17 protein-coding genes are annotated in these 16,836 nt (G+C 63.9%); 7 read left to right on the forward strand and 10 right to left on the reverse strand.

Going from position 1 to position 16,836, the window contains the following annotated elements:
* Positions 1-3 precede the first annotated feature (3 nt).
* Genes ACTRWG_RS16325 through ACTRWG_RS16340 form a run of 4 tightly spaced genes read left to right on the forward strand, consistent with a single transcriptional unit; the run spans position 4 to position 3,076 of the window.
* Positions 4-798, forward strand: a complete 795-nt coding sequence (locus tag ACTRWG_RS16325; protein WP_027236653.1) for a CbbQ/NirQ/NorQ/GpvN family protein — start codon at positions 4-6, stop codon at positions 796-798.
* A gap of 4 nt (positions 799-802) precedes the next feature.
* A complete protein-coding gene (locus tag ACTRWG_RS16330) occupies positions 803-2,680 on the forward strand; it encodes a nitric oxide reductase activation protein NorD (RefSeq protein ID WP_027236654.1) in 1,878 nt (625 codons plus the stop codon).
* Between the two features lies 1 nt (position 2,681).
* Positions 2,682-2,855: a hypothetical protein gene (locus tag ACTRWG_RS16335; protein WP_167332326.1), complete on the forward strand. Its 174-nt coding sequence runs from the start codon at positions 2,682-2,684 to the stop codon at positions 2,853-2,855.
* Positions 2,852-3,076 carry a hypothetical protein gene (locus ACTRWG_RS16340; protein ID WP_027236655.1) on the forward strand — a complete coding sequence of 75 codons (225 nt, stop codon included), beginning with the start codon at positions 2,852-2,854 and terminating at the stop codon, positions 3,074-3,076. Before ACTRWG_RS16335 ends, ACTRWG_RS16340 begins: the two co-directional genes overlap by 4 nt.
* Before the next feature lie 121 nt (positions 3,077-3,197).
* On the opposite strand, the gene ACTRWG_RS16345 is transcribed toward ACTRWG_RS16340, so the two are convergent.
* From ACTRWG_RS16345 to ACTRWG_RS16385, 9 genes are all read right to left on the reverse strand, one after another.
* Positions 3,198-3,446: an EF-hand domain-containing protein gene (locus ACTRWG_RS16345; RefSeq protein ID WP_027236656.1), complete on the reverse strand. Its 249-nt coding sequence runs from the start codon at positions 3,444-3,446 to the stop codon at positions 3,198-3,200.
* Between the two features lie 379 nt (positions 3,447-3,825).
* Positions 3,826-4,968 carry a M56 family metallopeptidase gene (locus tag ACTRWG_RS16350; RefSeq protein ID WP_259967177.1) on the reverse strand — a complete coding sequence of 381 codons (1,143 nt, stop codon included), beginning with the start codon at positions 4,966-4,968 and terminating at the stop codon, positions 3,826-3,828.
* Complete coding sequence (locus ACTRWG_RS16355) at positions 4,958-5,374, reverse strand: BlaI/MecI/CopY family transcriptional regulator (RefSeq protein ID WP_008555282.1); 417 nt, start codon at positions 5,372-5,374, stop codon at positions 4,958-4,960. The genes ACTRWG_RS16350 and ACTRWG_RS16355 overlap by 11 nt, the downstream gene beginning before the upstream one ends.
* A gap of 303 nt (positions 5,375-5,677) precedes the next feature.
* On the reverse strand, positions 5,678-5,956 hold the full coding sequence (locus ACTRWG_RS16360; protein ID WP_260028134.1) for a DUF2160 domain-containing protein: 279 nt from the start codon (positions 5,954-5,956) through the stop codon (positions 5,678-5,680).
* On the reverse strand, positions 5,956-6,753 hold the full coding sequence (locus ACTRWG_RS16365; protein WP_027236660.1) for a carbohydrate ABC transporter permease: 798 nt from the start codon (positions 6,751-6,753) through the stop codon (positions 5,956-5,958). Before ACTRWG_RS16365 ends, ACTRWG_RS16360 begins: the two co-directional genes overlap by 1 nt.
* A gap of 13 nt (positions 6,754-6,766) precedes the next feature.
* The gene (locus tag ACTRWG_RS16370; RefSeq protein ID WP_027236661.1) at positions 6,767-7,630 is read right to left on the reverse strand and encodes a carbohydrate ABC transporter permease; all 864 of its coding nucleotides are present in this window, start codon (positions 7,628-7,630) and stop codon (positions 6,767-6,769) included.
* The gene (locus ACTRWG_RS16375) at positions 7,630-8,724 is read right to left on the reverse strand and encodes an ABC transporter ATP-binding protein (protein WP_027236662.1); all 1,095 of its coding nucleotides are present in this window, start codon (positions 8,722-8,724) and stop codon (positions 7,630-7,632) included. Before ACTRWG_RS16375 ends, ACTRWG_RS16370 begins: the two co-directional genes overlap by 1 nt.
* A gap of 7 nt (positions 8,725-8,731) precedes the next feature.
* Positions 8,732-9,796, reverse strand: coding sequence for an ABC transporter ATP-binding protein (locus ACTRWG_RS16380; protein ID WP_027236663.1), 1,065 nt, complete (start codon positions 9,794-9,796; stop codon positions 8,732-8,734).
* Positions 9,797-9,950: 154 nt separating this feature from the next.
* A complete protein-coding gene (locus ACTRWG_RS16385; RefSeq protein WP_027236664.1) occupies positions 9,951-11,684 on the reverse strand; it encodes an ABC transporter substrate-binding protein in 1,734 nt (577 codons plus the stop codon).
* A 277-nt stretch (positions 11,685-11,961) separates the two neighbouring features.
* Here ACTRWG_RS16385 and ACTRWG_RS16390 point away from each other — a divergent pair, with 277 nt between their 5' ends.
* Positions 11,962-13,080 (forward strand): THUMP domain-containing class I SAM-dependent RNA methyltransferase, encoded by a 1,119-nt coding sequence (locus ACTRWG_RS16390; RefSeq protein WP_027236665.1) that lies wholly within the window; start codon positions 11,962-11,964, stop codon positions 13,078-13,080.
* 66 nt (positions 13,081-13,146) lie between these two features.
* Here the strand turns inward: ACTRWG_RS16390 and ACTRWG_RS16395 are convergent, their stop codons facing one another.
* Positions 13,147-14,481 carry a hypothetical protein gene (locus tag ACTRWG_RS16395; RefSeq protein ID WP_027236666.1) on the reverse strand — a complete coding sequence of 445 codons (1,335 nt, stop codon included), beginning with the start codon at positions 14,479-14,481 and terminating at the stop codon, positions 13,147-13,149.
* A 363-nt stretch (positions 14,482-14,844) separates the two neighbouring features.
* On the opposite strand from ACTRWG_RS16395, the gene ACTRWG_RS16400 reads away from it, so the two are divergent.
* Together ACTRWG_RS16400 and ACTRWG_RS16405 are read left to right on the forward strand one after the other, a co-directional pair.
* Positions 14,845-15,858 carry a hypothetical protein gene (locus tag ACTRWG_RS16400; protein WP_027236667.1) on the forward strand — a complete coding sequence of 338 codons (1,014 nt, stop codon included), beginning with the start codon at positions 14,845-14,847 and terminating at the stop codon, positions 15,856-15,858.
* A 91-nt stretch (positions 15,859-15,949) separates the two neighbouring features.
* Positions 15,950-16,750 carry a TIGR03084 family metal-binding protein gene (locus tag ACTRWG_RS16405; RefSeq protein ID WP_027236668.1) on the forward strand — a complete coding sequence of 267 codons (801 nt, stop codon included), beginning with the start codon at positions 15,950-15,952 and terminating at the stop codon, positions 16,748-16,750.
* Positions 16,751-16,836: the final 86 nt, after the last annotated feature.

Below are 16,836 nucleotides of genomic sequence, written 5' to 3' on the forward strand. Positions count from 1 at the left end.
GCCATGAACGCGATGAACATGCCTTCCGTGCCCTTCTACCGTCCCTCAGGCGATGAATGCACCGTCTTCGAGATGGCCCAAGCCAACGGTCTGCCCCTTCTTCTGAAGGGGCCCACCGGCTGCGGCAAGACGCGGTTTGTGGAACATATGGCAGCCCGGCTCGGGCTGCCCCTCCACACCGTTGCCTGCCATGACGACCTGTCCGCCGCCGACCTGATCGGGCGCTACCTGCTGAAAGGCGGCGAGACGGTCTGGGTCGATGGTCCGCTGACCCGTGCGGTGCGCGAGGGCGGCATCTGCTACCTGGATGAGGTGGTCGAGGCCCGCAAGGACGTGGCCGTGGTCTTGCACCCGCTCACCGACGACCGCCGCCGCCTGGTGATCGACCGCACCGGCGAGGAGCTGGCCGCGCCCAAGCCCTTCATGCTGGTGGCCAGCTACAACCCCGGCTATCAGAACATCCTGAAAAAGCTGAAGCCCTCGACCCGGCAGCGTTTCCTGTCGATCGGCTTCGACTTCCCGGAAGCCTCTGCCGAAACCGCGGTGGTCGCTGCTGAAAGCGGCCTGGACGAGGACCGCTCCGCCGCGCTGGTGCGGTTGGCGGGCCATATCCGCAAGCTCTCCGGCATGGACCTGGAGGAGGGCGTCTCTACCCGTCTCCTGATCTATGCCGCCACGCTGATCGCCAAGGGCATGGGCGTGGAGCGCGCGGTCGAGGCCGCCATCATCGAACCCCTGAGCGATGAGAGTGATGTGCAGCAGGCGCTGCGCGACCTTGCCGCCAGCGTCTACGGGTGATGCCATGATCCACGCTCTCGACCTTCTGGAACCCGAAGAAACGGTTGGCAACCTGTGGCACGGCATGGCCACGCGGCTCGGCGCCGCAGAGGATGGGGCCGAACACACCGTCCGGTTCGAGGACATGCGCGCCAGCGTGGCGGCGCTGTTCCGGGCGCTGGGCGGGGCCGGGGGTGTGGAAATCCAGGTGGCGCCCGCGGTGCTGTCGGACCACCGCCCGGACCGGCTGCGCCGCATCGGCACTCCGCGGGAGATGGTGCATATGGCCAGTTTCGACGGCGAGCGCCTGCGCCTGCCGCCGGAAATGGCGGCCTTTCCCAGCCCCGAGCTGAACCGCAAGGCCTACCTGTGGCTGGCCGCAATGGCCGCCATGATCGAATTGCCCGAACGCAATGAGGACCGCTATCAGGCCGACCAGCTGGAAATCACTGCCAATGCCCGCGCCGCGGATCAGGTGTTTGCCGCCTGTCCGGGTCTGCGCTCTGCCTATGGCGCGTTCTGTGCCCATGTTGCGGGGACCCGCAAGCGCAACGGCCTGCCGCGGTTCGAGGCGCGGATTGAGCGGATGGTGCTGGATCAGATCGGCTCCGCCTGCCGCGTTGCCGAACCCTGTGCCTGCACCGAACCGCGCGGCTACCGGACCTATCAGCCGGTGCCGTTCTGGCTGCGTCTGCCAGTGCCGCAAGCGGGCCGGGGGGCAGCACCTGAGGCCGAGGAAATGAAAACTCCGGGACTCGCGGTCTCAACACGCAAGACGGCCAAGCGGCAGGATCAGGACCAGACCACCCGCAAAGACAGCTTCATCGTCCACCGGTTCGAGTCCATCCTGTCCTGGGCTGAAAGCCTGAACATCAACCGGATGGTCGATGACGACGACAACGAGAACGCCCAGAAGGCGGCCGAGGATCAGGACAACCTCACCCTCTCGCAGCACATGAAGCGCGCGGCCTCGCGGCTGCGGATCTCGCTGGACCTGTCGCCGCAGGATGCTGAGCATGAGCGGCTGGCGGGCCAGTTCACCTATCCCGAATGGAACCACAAGCTGGGCAAGCACATGCCCGCCCACGCTCGCGTGCTGGAAGCCGAAGGCAAGCCTGCGGACAGCTTCCAGCCCGATCCGAAGCTGGTCACCCGCGTGCGCCGCCAATTCGCGCCCTTGCACCCGCGCCGGGTGATGCTGCCGCGGCAGCTGGATGGTGACGAGCTGGATCTGGAAGCGGTTGTGAAATCCCACGTCGACCTCGCCTGCGGCCAGCAGGGCAGCGACCGGGTCTGGCAGGCCAGCCGCCCGATGGCCCGCGACCTGAGCGTGGCGGTTCTGATGGACTGCTCCCGCTCCACCGAGGCCACGGTCGGCGACCGCCCGGTGATCGGGACCGCCCGTGAATCTCTGGCGGCCCTCGCCGGCGGTATTGCCACCGCAGGCGACCGGCTGGGCATCTGGGGGTTCTCCTCCCTGCGCCGCGACCGGGTGTTTCTGACCCGCGCAAAAGGGTTTGAAGACCCGATGTCAGAGACGGTCACAGCCCGCATCGGTGGCTTCAAGCCTGGCCACTATACCCGTCTGGGCGCCGCAATCCGCCATGCCTCTGCGCAGCTGGCAGAGGAAGGATCCGAACGCCGCCTTCTGCTGGTGTTGACCGATGGCAAGCCTAACGACTTGGATCACTACGAAGGTGTGCATGGCATCGAGGACAGCCGCATGGCGGTGCGCGAGGCACGCGCTCTGGGCCAGTCGGTGCACGGCGTGGTGATCGACGCCGACGGGCAGGACTGGTTTGCCCGCATCTTCGGGCGCGCCGGCTTTACCCTGTTGCCAGACCCGGACCGGCTGCCCCGAGCGCTGCCGGAAATCTATCAATCCTTGACCATGGAGCACTGAGATGAAACACATTCTCTCCTTCGCCCTGCTGGCCCCCTCCAGCGCCTTTGCCGCCACTTTCGAGCGCCCGATCCCGCAGCCGCAGACTGAAACGGCGGAGTTCTGGTTCCTGGTGGGCTCCATCGCGCTGATCATCAGCCTGGGGTTCGTCCAATACCTGGTGAGCCGCCGATGACACCGCAGCCCTCCTGGCGGCTGCTGGCAGCGCTTTACCCGTTCGGGGCGGGCGCGGCGGCCGTCAACATCTTCTTTGCCTCGCTGATTGCCAGCTGGATCGGCTGGCGGGTGCTGACACCTTATGAGTCGGTTATCTGGGGACTGCTGCTGGGTGTGCCTTTGACCTATGTCTTTTCCCGCCATATCGAGCGGCTGAAGCGGCAGGCGGACGGCGGCTGACCCCGCCGCATGGCGGCGTGAAAAAGGGCCCCGCATTGCAGGGCCCCGGCACCGTTTAAGACCGGCGGGACATCAGGTGGCAAGGCGGCTCGGGGGGTGGGGAAGCCGCCTTGCCGCGGGATCAGCCTTCTGCTGCCAGCAAGCCGGCTTCTTCCGCTGCCTGCACCTCGGCGAGATCAGCTTCGCCATCGGCGTTGGAGTCAATGGTGGCAAAGGTTTCTGCAGTCAGATCCGGATAGGCCGCCTGCAGTTCTTCCAGCGAATAGGTGCCGTTGCCATCCGTGTCAGCCTCGGTGATGGATTCCATCGCAGCCAGCGGCGAAGCAGCCAGAGCAGCAAAAGCGGCGGCGGTCAGCGCGAATTTTTTCATGTGAGACACTCCATTCGTTTGTTTGTTTTCTACCTGCGGCCACGGTGTTCCGCGTGCCGTGGAATAGAGCTAGGCCGTGCCTGCGCCAGACGCTATCCCCTTGGTCAAAGAGCGTAATTTCAGGCGCTGCACCGCCGTAACAGCGCCTTGGCTTCGGCGCTTTGCCGCCCTGGAAACGGGCTGGTCCTTTCTCCGCTCAAGCCCGGCTGCCGGTACTGCAAAATTCTGCCAGTGCTAGCGCCTGCACTGGTCGGCATCTTGAAAGAGGAAAGCGGTTACCATGGTTCCTGCCGGGGACAGCCGGGTTGCAAGCGCGCATTCCGCCCGCCGCGACAGGCACGGCAGCTTGCAGAACGGGCAGTGGACGGGTGTTCCGGGCTTACTGGGCGGGAACCGCAAAGCCGCCATTCAAGGCGCTGACGGCAAGATCCGGTGCAGTGTTGCGGTTTGCCATCCGTTCCAGATTGACGATGGTCGACAGCATAATGCGGTCATGGCTCCAGTCGCTGGGCCGCTGCAGCAGCATCGCTGTTGCCAGAACCGCCCCGGCCATGGCCAGGGAAACCAGCCCCCAGCCCAGGGAGTTCGGCTGCTGCGGCTGAACGGCGGTCACCGCAATGATGCGCCGCTGCAGCGATGCGCCCCGGCGGGTTTCGCGGCGGTCGACCAGCGCCACTGCCGGGCTGCGGCGGGTAAACAGAGCCGGGCCGCGGGCGGCATGGGCGCAGGCGCGGATCAGGCATTCACAATAGGCGCGCACGTCAAACCGGGGCCGCGCCATCAGCGCCTGGTCGCAGGCGAACTCGCGCAGCAGCCGCACCTCGCGCCGCCACATGTAAAAGGCAGGGTTCCAGAACAGCAGCGGGCGCAGCATCTCCAGCAGGAACTCGCATTCGATGTCGCGCTGGCGGAAGTGCTGCAGTTCATGCGCAATGGTCAGTCGCAGGTCGCTCGGGTCGTTCAGCAGCGGCGAGGGCAGAACCACATAGCGGCAAAACGGCCCGCGGGTGGAATAGGCCACGCGGATGTCATCTGAAACCATCAGCTGCACCCGGCCGATGCGTTTCCAGGTGAAGGCGCCGCTTAGGTTCTGGCGCAGGCGGAAGACGGACACCGCCACATGCGCCAGGCAGATCAGCGCCCCGGCGGCAAATGCCGCGGCAACGGCCTGTGCCCACAGCGGCTGCAGGCTGGTGAGCCCGCGCACCGCATCTTCGCGCAGGCCCAGGGTGGCCTCAAACGTGCCGGCGCTCATGCTGACATTGCCCTGCAGGTATTGCGAGACCAGCATGTCGGAGAAGTTCGGCGGATGGGCGATGACATAATGGGTGAAGGCAAGGATCAGCACCGGCGAAGCCGCCAGCAGCACCGTCATCCCATTGAGCAGCCGCAGCTGCGGCCGGTAGGCGCGTCCCAGCGGGCTGCGCGCCAGCGCCTTGCGGGCGGCGAACCACAGCACAGTGCCGGCCAGCAGCAGAATATTCAGGTCGATATAGGCGTTCAGCAGAACCTCAGTTGGCATTGTCCCCCAGCCTTTCCTCCAAGAGCGCCCGCATCTCCTCGAGCATCTCGTCGGTCACATCCTCATCATCGACCAGCCGCGCCACCAATGCGGCGGGCGCGCCGTTGAAAAGCTTGCTCGAAAGGTTTTTCAGAGATGTTTTCTGATACTCTGCCTTGGGAACGGCGGGGCGGTAAACCAATGAGCGGTCCTTGCGCTCGCTGGTGAGAAAGCCCTTCTGTTCCATAATCTTGAGAACCGTGGCCACCGAGGTATAGGCGCGTTCCTGCACCTTGTTCAGCTCGGCCAGGATATCGCGCACGGTGCCGCCGCCCAGGTCCCAGACGACAGTCATGAATTCCAGCTCGACTTCTGTCAGCAGGGAAGTGTCGTGTTTCTTGCGCATCGCCTCGGCTGTCCGGCTCATTTGATCGTTCCAGTCATGCTAGGGGAAGGGGGCTCCCGTGAAAACTATTTTTTTAGAAGACGCACGGCGGCGGGGCTGCTGTTGTCAAATTGTGCGCTGCCGCGCGCTCTTATTCAGCTGAGGGCAAGGCGACGTGCCGGCCTCGGAGAAGGTGCCTGGTGCACACGCTGACGGTTTTGGCTGAGAAGGCCTTGAAGGGCAGGTCTGCCTTCAAGGCCCGTCTCCAGTGTGTTTAAGAATTGCGCGTCAAGGACAAGCCGCTTTCGCGGGGCCTGCGGCCTCCTTGACCCGCGGGGGGCAAAGTCAGACCTTCCAGAAGCAGAAGATGCCCCAGGCGATCGACAGCCCCAGCGGCCACCACAGCGGCATTCCCACCAGCCCCAGCCAGGCCAGGAAGATGTAGGAGGTGCCCAGAAGGCTGATGAACAGCCGGTCGCCGCGGGTGGTGGTGAGGCCCAGCACGCCCTTGCGGGCCGCGCCGCCGGGGTGGCGGATCTCAGCGATGATCAGCACGCCGATGGCGGTGAAGATGCCGATGAACAGCAGGGCAGTGGGCCAGGTCCAGGCCATCCATGAAAACATTACACCCTCCCCATCGCGAAACCCTTCGCGATGTAGTTGCGGACAAACCAGATCACGATGGCGCCCGGAATGATTGTCAAAGTTCCCGCAGCCGCCAAGAGCCCCAGTTCATAACCCGCGGACGACGCGGTCTTGGTCATGGTGGCGGCAATCGGCTTGGCGGCGACGGCGGTCAGGGTTTTCGCCAGCAGCAACTCCACCCAGGAGAACATGAAGCAGAAGAAGGCTGCCACACCCACGCCCGCCTTGATCGACGGCACAAAGATCGTCGCAAAGAAGCGCGGGAAGGAATAGCCGTCAACAAATGCGGTCTCGTCCAGCTCCTTGGGCACGCCGCCCATGAAGCCCTCCAGGATCCAGACTGCCAGCGGGATGTTGAACAGGCAATGCGCCAGCGCCACGGCCAGGTGGGTGTCGAACAGTTCAACGGCGGAGTAAAGCTGGAAGAACGGCAGGGCAAAGACGGCGGCAGGCGCCATCCGGTTGGTCAGCAGCCAGAAGAACAGCTGCTTGTCGCCCAGGAACCGGTAGCGGCTGAAGGCATAGGCCGCCGGCAGCGCCACCGCCACCGAGATCACCGTGTTGATCGTCACGTAGAGGATCGAGTTGATATAGCCCCAGTACCAGCTGGGGTCGGTGAAGATCGTTGCGTAATTCTCCAGCGTGAAGGTCTGCGGGAACAGCGAGAAGCCCGACAGGATTTCGTTGGTTGTCTTGAAGCTCATCGCCACCAGCCAATAGATCGGCAGCATGAGAAACAGGATATAGACGATGGGAACGATGGTGCGTTTCTGCATCTGTCTCCCTCCCTCAGTTCAGGTCGTCTTTGGTCATCAGCGTGTAGAACAGCCAGCTGACCAACAGAGTGATTGCGAAATAGATGAGCGACATGGCGGCTGCGGGGCCGAGGTCGAACTGGCCGAGCGCGATTTTCACCAGGTCGATCGACAGCAGCGTGGTGGAGTTGCCGGGCCCGCCGCCGGTTAGAACAAACGGCTCGGTGTAGATGTTGAAGCTGTCCATGAAGCGCAGCAGGATGGCGATGGTCAGCACCGTTTTCATCTTCGGCAGCTGGATGAACCGGAACACCGCCCAGTTGGTGGCGCCGTCGATCTTGGCCGCCTGGTAATAGGCGTCGGGGATCGACACGAGGCCGGCATAGGACAGAAGCACCACCAGAGAGGTCCAGTGCCAGACGTCCATCGTGACGATGGTCACCCAGGCCGCGACCGGATCCTGCGTCATGTCATAGTTGATGCCCAGCACGTGGTTCAGGAAGTACCCCAGCAGGCCGATGTCGGGCAGGGTGAAGATGTTCCACATCGCGCCCACCACGTTCCACGGGATCAGCATCGGCAGTGCCATCAGCACCAGGCAGACCGGCACCCAGAAGCCCTTGCGCGGCATCGACAGCGCAATGGCGATGCCCAGCGGCACCTCGATGATCAGGATCAGGAACGTGAACATGAACTGGCGGCCAAGCGCGGCATGGAAGCGGTCCGAGCGCAGGATCTGCTGGAACCAGTCCAGGCCTTGCCAGAAGAACACGTTGTCGCCAAAGGTCTCCTGCACCGAATAGTTGACCACCGTCATCATCGGGATCAGCGCGTTGAAGGCGACCAGCGCCAGCACCGGCAGCACAAAGAACCAGGCTTTCTGGTTTTCGGTTTTCATCAGGCCGCTCCTTGTTCGTTTGCAGCGGGGGAGGTGGCAAGCCAGCCATCCACGTAAAGCCGGGTCATGTCCTGGCGGAAGGCGAGGTGCACGGCGCTGCCTTTTTGCGGGGCGGCGCCATCGGTGATGGCGTTGATACGCTGGCCGCCGGCCTCGCATTCCACCACCGTGTGGCGGCCGATGTCAGAGACCTTGGTGACGGTCGCGGGCAGGCCGGTGTCCGACAGCGAGACGAACTCTGGGCGGATGCCGATTTCTGTCTGGCCGTTTGCGGCCCCCTGAATGGGGCCTTCCAGCGCAATCTGCTGCCCGGCAAACACTGCCGCGCCGTGCTGCACGCTGCAGGGCAGGATGTTCATCCCCGGCGAGCCGATGAAATGGCCGACAAAGGTATGCGCGGGGCGCTCGAACAGCTCCACCGGCGTGCCGATCTGCACCACCTCGCCCAGCTGCATCACCACCACCTGGTCGGCAAAGGTCAGCGCTTCTGTCTGGTCGTGGGTGACGTAGATCATCGTCGCCTTCACCCGCTGGTGCAGCTCCTTCAGCTTGGAGCGCAGCTTCCACTTCAGGTGCGGGTCGATCACGGTGAGCGGTTCGTCGAACATCACAACATTCACGTCCTCGCGCACAAGCCCGCGGCCCATGGAGATCTTCTGTTTATTGTCAGGTGACAATCCTGCCGCCTTCTGATCCAGCATCCCGGTGACTTCGAGCATTTCGGCAATCGCCATCACCCGCTGGTGCACAGTGGACTCGTCCCGGCCGCGGTTCCTGAGCGGGAAGGCCAGGTTGTCGTACACCGTCATGGTGTCGTAGATCACCGGGAACTGGAACACCTGCGCGATGTTGCGCTGATCCGGGGGCAGGGCGGTCACGTCCTTGCCGTCGAACAGGATCTGGCCCTCGGACGGGACCAGCAGGCCCGAGATGATGTTCAAAAGGGTGGATTTGCCGCAGCCCGAGGGGCCGAGCAGCGCATAGGCGCCGCCGTCGGTCCAGTCGAGGTCGATTTCCTTCAGCGCGTAATCCGAGTCGGATTTCGGCGTCGAAAGGTAGCTGTGGCGCAGTTTTGAGAGAGTTATTTTAGCCATTGATGCCTCACGCCGCGCGGCTGCCGTCGGGGGCAAAGAAATATGCCTGCGCGGGGTCCATGTAGAAGTCGTGCAGCTCACCCACCTGATAGGGGTGGACGCCGTGGGCCAGCGAAACCCAGCTGCCGGAGCCCATCTCGAAATGGGCAGAGCTTTCGGAGCCGGACAGTTCGGTCACCTGCACCTGGCCTGACAGCTGCACATGGGCGCCGTTTTTCGCCACAGGCAGCACGTGGTGCGGGCGGATGGCGATGGTGTAGGTGCCATCGGCCAGCCCGGCGGCGGCACCGCTCAGCTCCCAGGTGACGCCTGCGCCCAGCAGGGCCGTGCTGCCCTGCTTGGTGATCTCGGCTGTGTTGATCGGCGGGTCTGAGAACACTCGTGCTGCATCGACATTGCCGGGGTTGCGGTAGATCTCGGCGGTGGGGCCGAACTGGGTCACCCGGCCGTCGCGCATCAGCGCGGTCTTGCCGCCCAACAGCAGCGCCTCTTCCGGTTCGGAGGTCGCATAGACCACCACTGCGCCGCGGCCTGCAAACAGTTCTGGCAGCTGGTCGCGCAGTTCCTCGCGCAGCTTGTAGTCGAGGTTGGCGAGCGGTTCGTCCAGGAACACCGCGCGGCTTTCCTTGGCAATCGCACGGGCCAAGGCGCAGCGCTGCTGCTGGCCGCCGGACAGCTCATGCGGGCGGCGGTGCAGCATCGGTTTCAGCTGCAGGATCGCGGCGGCTTCCTCGACACGGGCGTCGATTTCCGACTTTGCCATGCCAGCCACCTTCAGCGGCGAGGCGATGTTTTCGAACACCGTCATATGCGGGTAATTGATGAAGAACTGATGCACCAAGCTGATGTTGCGCTTCTGGGTGCTGAGACGGCTGACATCCTCGCCATCCATTAGCACCTGGCCGCTGGCCATCGGGTCGAGGCCCGCCATCAGTTTGATAAGTGAGGTCTTTCCGGAGCCGGTGGCGCCGAGGAGGACGTTGAAGTGACCGGGCTCCAGCAGCAGGGAGGTTTCCTTGATGTGCTGAATAGCGCCGACGCGCTTGGTCACACCCTTGAGTTCGAGTGCCATCTTGCTTTGACTTTCCGGCAGGCGGCCTGTTAGCGCGCGGGGCAGGGGCGCGCTGTCTTTTGGGGAAGAAGGCCCCGGATGACGGGAAAGGGTCTCCGGGGCCTGAATAGCCCGGCCAGATGATGGGGAACGCTGGCCGGACCGGGAGGAGGCCTTAGTTGGTTGCCCAGCGGGCCACCAGCTCGTCATAGTTGACGGTCTGGCCCTGCGGCTTCTCGTTCTCCAGCGGCGGCTTGGCGCCGCCATTGGCGTACCACCACTCCGCGTCTTTCTCTTCGTTCAGGCGCGGGCCGCAGCCGCCATAGACATTCGCCTGCTCGTCTGCGCGCTGCATCCGGCCCATGGTGATGTCCATTTCCTCGGCCAGACGGTCCATCGCTTCCTGCGGCGTGAAGGCGCCGGAGTTCACGTCACCGATCTGCTGCCACCAGATCTGGGCCAGCTTCGGGTAATCCGGAACGTTGATGCCGGTCGGCGACCATGCCACACGGTCAGGCGAGCGGTAGAACTCTACCAGGCCGCCCAGCTTGGGTGCGCGCTCGGTGAAGCTTTCGTGGTTCACGGAGGAGTCGCGGATGAAGGTCAGGCCAACGTGCGACTTCTTCACGTCCACGGTCTTAGAGACCACGAACTGGGCATAGAGCCAGGCAGCCTGGGCACGGTCCAGCGGGGTGGACTTGAGGAAGGTCCAGGAACCCACGTCCTGATAGCCGACCTTTTGGCCTTCTTCCCAGTAGGGGCCGTGCGGGCTGGGCGCCATCCGCCACAGCGGGTTGCCCTCGGCGTCGACGGTGTTGTTGCCTTCGGACTGCGGCTTCACCATGTCGGCGGTGAAGGCGGTGTACCAGAAGATCTGCTGCGCCACGTTGCCCTGCGCCAGTGCAGGCAGCGACTGGTAGAAGTCATAGGATGCGGCGCCCGGAGGGGCATACTTGCGCAGCCATTCGTCCCACTTGCGGATCGCATATACCGCCGCTGGGCCGTTAGCCGCGCCGCCGCGGGTCACGCTGGCACCGGCCGGGTTGCAGGAGCCTTCTTCCATGCGGATGCCCCATTCGTCGATCGGCACGCCGTTCGGCTCACCCTTCGAACCGGCACCGGCCATCGACAGCCAGGCGTCGGTCATCCGCCAGCCAAGGTCCGGCGCGCGCTTGCCGTAATCCATGTGGCCATAGATCGCGGTGCCGTCGATTTCCTTGACGTGCTCGCTGAAGAATTCGGCGATGTCCTCATACGCGGACCAGTTGACCGGAACGCCCAGGTCGTAGCCGTACTTTTCCTTGAACGCGGCCTGCAGGTCTTCGCGGTCGAACCAGTCCTTGCGGAACCAGTAGAGGTTCGCGAACTGCTGGTCGGGCAGCTGGTACAGGTCGCCGTCCGGGCCGGTGGTGAACTGGGTGCCCATGAAGTCATCCAGATCGAGGCCGGGGTTGGTCACGTCCTTGAACTCGCCTGCCATCATGTCGGTCAGGTTGTAGGCCAGCTGCAGGCGCGAGTGGGTGCCGATCAGGTCGGAGTCATTGACGTAGGCGTCATAGAGGTTCCGCTTGGTCTGCATCTGGGTCTGCACGGCCTGAACGACCTCGCCTTCACCCAGGATCTGGTGGTTCACCTTGATGCCGGTGATTTCCTCAAAGGCCTTGGTCAGCACCTCGGACTCGTAGGAGTGCGTCGGGATGCCTTCCGACAGCACGTTGATCTCCATGCCCTTGAACGGCTCTGCTGCCTGGATGAACCACTGCAGCTCCGAAAGCTGCTCATCCTTGGTCAGCACCGAAGGCTGAAATTCCTCATCAATCCATTTCTTGGCCGCCATTTCGTCGGCATAGCCAATCGATCCCGCAACCATCGCGCAAACGGCGGCTGCGGACAAAAGATACTTCCGCATCTTTTTCCTCCCTGAAAGTCGCTTAAAGCCAGCTATGCATTGGCTGCATCTGACTGCCATAGAGCTTTCATAGGTTGGATTATGTTGTCAAACTAATTTTTTAGTAAGTGTTATTGTATTGTTTTTGCATAAAAAAATTCATCATCAACGGGCGGCATTTGCACGTGCAGGCCATGCCGCGGCGCAGCATCTCCAGTTGTGACGCAACGCTTCTTTTCGCCTTCTCAACAGTGAAAAAGCAGTCGCCGTGCCAGGGCATTCCCGCTACAGAGGCGGCATGACGCAAGAAAGCACATTCGAGATCTTCCTGACCGCACCGCCGGGACTGGAGCAAGCGCTGCTGGCTGAAGCCAAGGAGCTGGGATTTGCCGCCCCCAAGTCGGTGCCGGGCGGGGTCACGGTGCAGGGGGATTGGCGTGAGGTGTGGCGTGCCAACCTTTCTGTGCGCGGCGCCGCGCGGGTTCTGGCGCGGATCGGCGAATTCCGCGCCTTTCACCTGGCTCAGCTCGACAAGCGGTCGCGCAAGTTCCCCTGGGGCGATGTGCTGCGCCCGGAGGTGCCGGTGAAGGTGGAGGTCGCCACCAACAAGAAATCGAAAATCTACCACGCAGGCGCCGCCGCGCAGCGGGTGGAGAAAGCCATTGCCGAGACACTTGGCGCCCCCGTCACCAAAGACGCCGGGCTGACGGTAAAGCTGCGCATTGAGGACAATCTCTGCGTCTTCAGCGTCGACACCTCGGGCGAGGGGCTGCACAAACGCGGCCATAAATCCGCCGTCGGCAAGGCACCGATGCGCGAAAACCTCGCCGCCCTGTTCCTGCGCGAATGCAGCTTTGACGGGACAGAGCCGGTGGTGGATCCGATGTGCGGCTCCGGCACGTTTGTGATCGAGGCTGCTGAAATCACCAAGGGCCTGCTGCCCGGCCGCAGCCGCAGCTTTGCCTTTGAACAGCTGGCGACTTTTGACGCGGACGCCTGGGCAGACCTCAAGCAGCAGGGCGAAACACGCGAAACGGATCTGCTGTTCCACGGCTCCGACCGCAACGCAGGCGCTGTGGAGATGTCCGCTGCCAATGCCGAGCGCGCCGGCGTGGCGGACTGCACCCGTTTCTCTCAGGCCGCGGTCAGCGATCTGCAGCGTCCGGACGGCCCGCCCGGCCTGGTCATCGTCAACCCGCCCTACGGCGCGCGGATCGGCAACAAGAAACTGCTGTTTGCCCTCTACGGTGCCCTGGGGCAGGTGCTGAAGGAGCGCTTCTCCGGCTGGCGGGTTGGTATCGTCACCTCGGAAACCGGCCTGGCCAAGGCCACCAATCTGCCCTTCCTGCCGTTCGGCGCGCCGGTTGCCCACGGCGGCTTGAAGATCCGCCTGTTCAAGACAGACCCGCTGCCCTGAGCAGGCATGGAGACGCAAGAGGGCGCCCTGCGGCGCCCTCCGGTCCGGTTAATCCGGCAGGCAGGCTTAGCCCATGTCGTACATATCGCCTGTGCCGCCCTCAGTGCCGCCACTGGGCATTGTGCCGCCCACCGGCAGGTTCATCAGCGCCATGAAGTCCTCGGCGCCGGGCTCGCTGCCGCCGTCCTGGAACTGGCCCGCCAGGTTGGCGTCATACCAGTTGCTCAGGCCCTCGCCGGTGACCCCGCCGTTGGCATAAGCGCTGCCGCTGCTGGCTGCGGTCGCCGGGTCGTAACCACCCTCCAGCACCTGTTGCGAGCCGTCCGGATTGCTGACCACCAGCGACATGCTGCTGAGGTCGATGTCTTCCAATGTCAGCCCGGCGTCGGACCACAGGGTGAAATTGGCATTGGTGACCGTGCCGTCGGTGCTGTCCGGGACCTGGCCGAATTGCACCATCGCGTCGAAGCTGCCGGGCACGGTGGTGCCGGTGTCCAGCGCATTGACGGAATTGGCGCTGGCTTCATGGCCGGTGACTGGCAGCGCATTCTCGTCCGGGAAGAAGTTCAGCCCGCCAACGCTGGCATCATCCGCCATGTTGAAGAACAGCCCGTCGGTATCGGCCACTTCACCGTCCCACGACGTTGGCTCCATCTTGATGAACAGCTGGTTTTCCGGCGTCTGCAGCACCTCGATGGTGACACTTGGATCGCCATTGCCGCCGACTTCGAAAAACACCGAGGTCTTACCGCTGTCATCGCCGCCAGTGCTGCCGGTGCCCTTGGTCCCGCCCGATCCGCCGGAGCCTTTGGTGCCTCCGCTTCCTTTGGTCCCGCCGGATCCCTTGGTCCCGCCGCTGCCGGAGCCGCTGGTGCCGCCGGAACCCTTGGTGCCCGAGCCGCAGCCATGCGTTCCGCCGGATCCCCTCGTTCCTCCCGAGCCGCCCGGTCCGCCGGTTCCGCCTGAGCCTTTCCAGTCATCTTCCTCGCGGTACCACCAGTGCTTTGTGCCGTGATGGTCTTTGCCGCCGCACCCTTTGCTACCGCCGGATCCTTTTGTGCCGCCGGATCCTTTGGTGCCGCCGGACCCTTTGGTTCCGCCGGATCCCTTGGTGCCGCCGGATCCTTTGGTGCCGCCGGAGCCTTTGGTGCCGCCGGATCCATTGGTGCCGCCGGATCCTTTTGTGCCCCCGGATCCCTTGGTGCCGCCTGAGCCGTCTTCCTCATCCTCCCCGCCTTCACGCCAGGCCTTGTAGCCCTTGCCGTTCCAGCCATAGCGGTCTGACAGGTGGCTGTCGTACCAGCGGCCGAAATGCCCGCCTTGCACGCCGCCGTTATAATAGCTGTTGCCACCGCAAGCCTGCTTGCCGCCCCAGCCCCACGAATAATGTCCCCGGCCCATATTTCTACCCCCCCAGGCAAACCTTGAATCACAACTGCGGATTGACCTGGAAACAGGACGCAATCGCGCATTAGACAACGGTAGGAAAGCCGATCAGAAGGGCCAAATTTTCGGCACATTTTAGACAAATTACGCTATTGCCGGAGAGATTCCGGAAACAATCTCCCTGCGCGCCCTGTGATTGTGAGGCAATCCCTCTCCAATGCGCCGCGCCACTCGCGTCCGGCTCGTGCGAATCGGCCTGCGGCCTGCGGTGATTGCCCAAATCTGTCCTGAATATTGCCGCCTTTACCCGCTAGGTCGTTAACCGGAGAGGGGTAAGCTGACCGGAGTCCGGGCAGCGTTCCGGGAAGGGGGCAGGCTATGGCTGACGGAAAATTCGACGACCGCACTGCGTATATCGCGGCGGCGGCCCGGGAGGTGCTCGGCGAGGAGCCTGTGGAGATCACCGCCCCGGGCGGCAAGTCGCGCTCCTCGCTGCGGCTGCATTTCAAAGACCGCACGGCGATTGCCACCCTGCGTGCCAATTTCCGCCGCACCCATCTGGAAGCCTACGTGCTGGAGCAGCTGGCGCCCCATTGCGACGACATTCCGCGGGTGCTGGGGGTGCACAAGGACGTGCTGTTCCAGTCCGACACTGGCGAGACACGGCTGAGTGAAGAGATCATTCTGCACGGGGAGGCCGACCAGCTCGACCTCGCGGCCGAGGCCTGCGCCGCGATCTTCCGCATCCAGGCAGCAGCCCGCAAGACTGAGCTGCACACGGTGCTGCCGCATCTCGGCGCCAACCGCAGCTGGGTCCGCAATTTCATCAGCTCGGTAGAGGCGCTGGAGGCTTACTCCATGGGCATCCCGGATGATTTTGACTACCCGGCGGTGGCCCAGTACATGGAGCAGCCGGGGGTTCAGTTCCTGAAATGGGACTGCCGCGCGGGCAACGCGGCGATCGGCGCAGACGGGTATGTCCGCTGGTTCGACTTTGAATATGCAGGTCTGCGCCACGGTGCGGAGGATTTTGCCTGGCTCATCGGCGACGAGACCTGGCCGATTGCGCCGGACAAGATGGCCGACGTGATGATCGAAACCTTCGATCCGGCCTGCGGCCATGAAATTGGCGAATACCTGGAGTATCTCTCGGCCTACACCGCGCTGCACTGCGTTCAGCGCCTGGAGCTGATCCAGAAAGAGGTCAAAAGCCGCGGCTGGCTCAGCCAGGAGCGGGTGCGCAAGTATGACGACGCCGGGGTGCACCCGGAATTCGCCGCGCAGCTTTGCCGCACCGGGGCATACTACGCGGCCCAGTCCCGGCTCACATCCCCGCTCAGCCGCAACTTCGAAGCCGCAGGCCGCGCCTTCAAGGCGATGTCCGGGGGCTGACGGTTTCTCCCTTCTGTGACGTGCCGTCCGGGTTTCAGCGATGAGGTCCGGGCGGCTATCCTTCTGCCTGCCGCACATGGGGGGATGGATTATGCAGCAGGCCGAAGATTTCCGCGCCGAAAGCCGCGCCTTGGCAGCCATTCTGGAGGATCTGCCGGAGGCGGAATTCCACCGGACAACCCAGTTCAAGGACTGGACCATCGACCACGTGCTGGGACACTTGCACCTGTTCAACGCGGCGGCGGAGGCGTCTTTGCAAGGGGAGGAGGCATTCGCCGCCTTCATCGCACCGGTGCTGCAGGACATGCAGGCGGGCAAGTCTATCCTCGAGTGCCAGTTCCCCTGGCTGAATGGCCTGTCGGGCCGCGCGCTGTTTCAGGCATGGCGGCAAGGGGCAGAGCGCTGCGCCGATGCCTATGCCGCCGCGGACCCCAAGGGGCGTCTCAAATGGATCGGGCCGGACATGAGCGCGCTGAGCGCCATCACTGCCCGGCAGATGGAGACCTGGGCGCATGGCCAGGAAGTCTTTGACCTGCTGGGTCTGCAGCGGCAGGAACAGGACCGCATCCGCAATATCGCGCATCTGGGGGTGGCCACCTACGGCTGGAGCTTCGCCAACCGCGGACTGGACGTGCCGGAGCCCGCGCCGTTTGTGCAATTGACGGGACCGTCGGACGCCGTTTGGGAGTGGAACGAGCCGCAAGGCGGGAATTTCGTGAAGGGCAGCGCAGTGGAGTTCGCGCAGGTGGTCACGCAGGTCCGCAATGCCGCCGATACCAGCCTGCAGGTGGCGGGCGCCACGGCGCAGAAATGGATGCGCATCGCCCAATGTTTTGCCGGCCCGCCGGAAACGCCCCCCGGCAAAGGCAGCCGTTTCACCGCAAAGGCCTGATGCAAAGACCCGCTCCGCTATGTTCGAAGCCCGGCTAAGTCCCGGAAAAGGCTCAGTGCCGGTCCGCAAATGGGCAATGGGCGGCG

The organism is Leisingera sp. G5_S3_59_S7 (assembly GCF_054968485.1).

What these genes read in the sequence shown, in the direction of transcription:
- ACTRWG_RS16365 (WP_027236660.1), bottom strand. Translation starts at nt 6,753, where the DNA reads ATGCAGAAACGCACCATCGTTCCCATCGTCTATATCCTGTTTCTCATG.
- ACTRWG_RS16385 (WP_027236664.1), bottom strand. Translation starts at nt 11,684, where the DNA reads ATGCGGAAGTATCTTTTGTCCGCAGCCGCCGTTTGCGCGATGGTTGCG.
- ACTRWG_RS16390 (WP_027236665.1), top strand. Translation starts at nt 11,962, where the DNA reads ATGACGCAAGAAAGCACATTCGAGATCTTCCTGACCGCACCGCCGGGA.
- ACTRWG_RS16405 (WP_027236668.1), top strand. Translation starts at nt 15,950, where the DNA reads ATGCAGCAGGCCGAAGATTTCCGCGCCGAAAGCCGCGCCTTGGCAGCC.
- ACTRWG_RS16370 (WP_027236661.1), bottom strand. Translation starts at nt 7,630, where the DNA reads ATGAAAACCGAAAACCAGAAAGCCTGGTTCTTTGTGCTGCCGGTGCTG.
- ACTRWG_RS16400 (WP_027236667.1), top strand. Translation starts at nt 14,845, where the DNA reads ATGGCTGACGGAAAATTCGACGACCGCACTGCGTATATCGCGGCGGCG.
- ACTRWG_RS16340 (WP_027236655.1), top strand. Translation starts at nt 2,852, where the DNA reads ATGACACCGCAGCCCTCCTGGCGGCTGCTGGCAGCGCTTTACCCGTTC.
- ACTRWG_RS16330 (WP_027236654.1), top strand. Translation starts at nt 803, where the DNA reads ATGATCCACGCTCTCGACCTTCTGGAACCCGAAGAAACGGTTGGCAAC.
- ACTRWG_RS16335 (WP_167332326.1), top strand. Translation starts at nt 2,682, where the DNA reads ATGAAACACATTCTCTCCTTCGCCCTGCTGGCCCCCTCCAGCGCCTTT.
- ACTRWG_RS16355 (WP_008555282.1), bottom strand. Translation starts at nt 5,374, where the DNA reads ATGAGCCGGACAGCCGAGGCGATGCGCAAGAAACACGACACTTCCCTG.
- ACTRWG_RS16360 (WP_260028134.1), bottom strand. Translation starts at nt 5,956, where the DNA reads ATGTTTTCATGGATGGCCTGGACCTGGCCCACTGCCCTGCTGTTCATC.
- ACTRWG_RS16325 (WP_027236653.1), top strand. Translation starts at nt 4, where the DNA reads ATGAACGCGATGAACATGCCTTCCGTGCCCTTCTACCGTCCCTCAGGC.
- ACTRWG_RS16380 (WP_027236663.1), bottom strand. Translation starts at nt 9,796, where the DNA reads ATGGCACTCGAACTCAAGGGTGTGACCAAGCGCGTCGGCGCTATTCAG.
- ACTRWG_RS16395 (WP_027236666.1), bottom strand. Translation starts at nt 14,481, where the DNA reads ATGGGCCGGGGACATTATTCGTGGGGCTGGGGCGGCAAGCAGGCTTGC.
- ACTRWG_RS16345 (WP_027236656.1), bottom strand. Translation starts at nt 3,446, where the DNA reads ATGAAAAAATTCGCGCTGACCGCCGCCGCTTTTGCTGCTCTGGCTGCT.
- ACTRWG_RS16375 (WP_027236662.1), bottom strand. Translation starts at nt 8,724, where the DNA reads ATGGCTAAAATAACTCTCTCAAAACTGCGCCACAGCTACCTTTCGACG.
- ACTRWG_RS16350 (WP_259967177.1), bottom strand. Translation starts at nt 4,968, where the DNA reads ATGCCAACTGAGGTTCTGCTGAACGCCTATATCGACCTGAATATTCTG.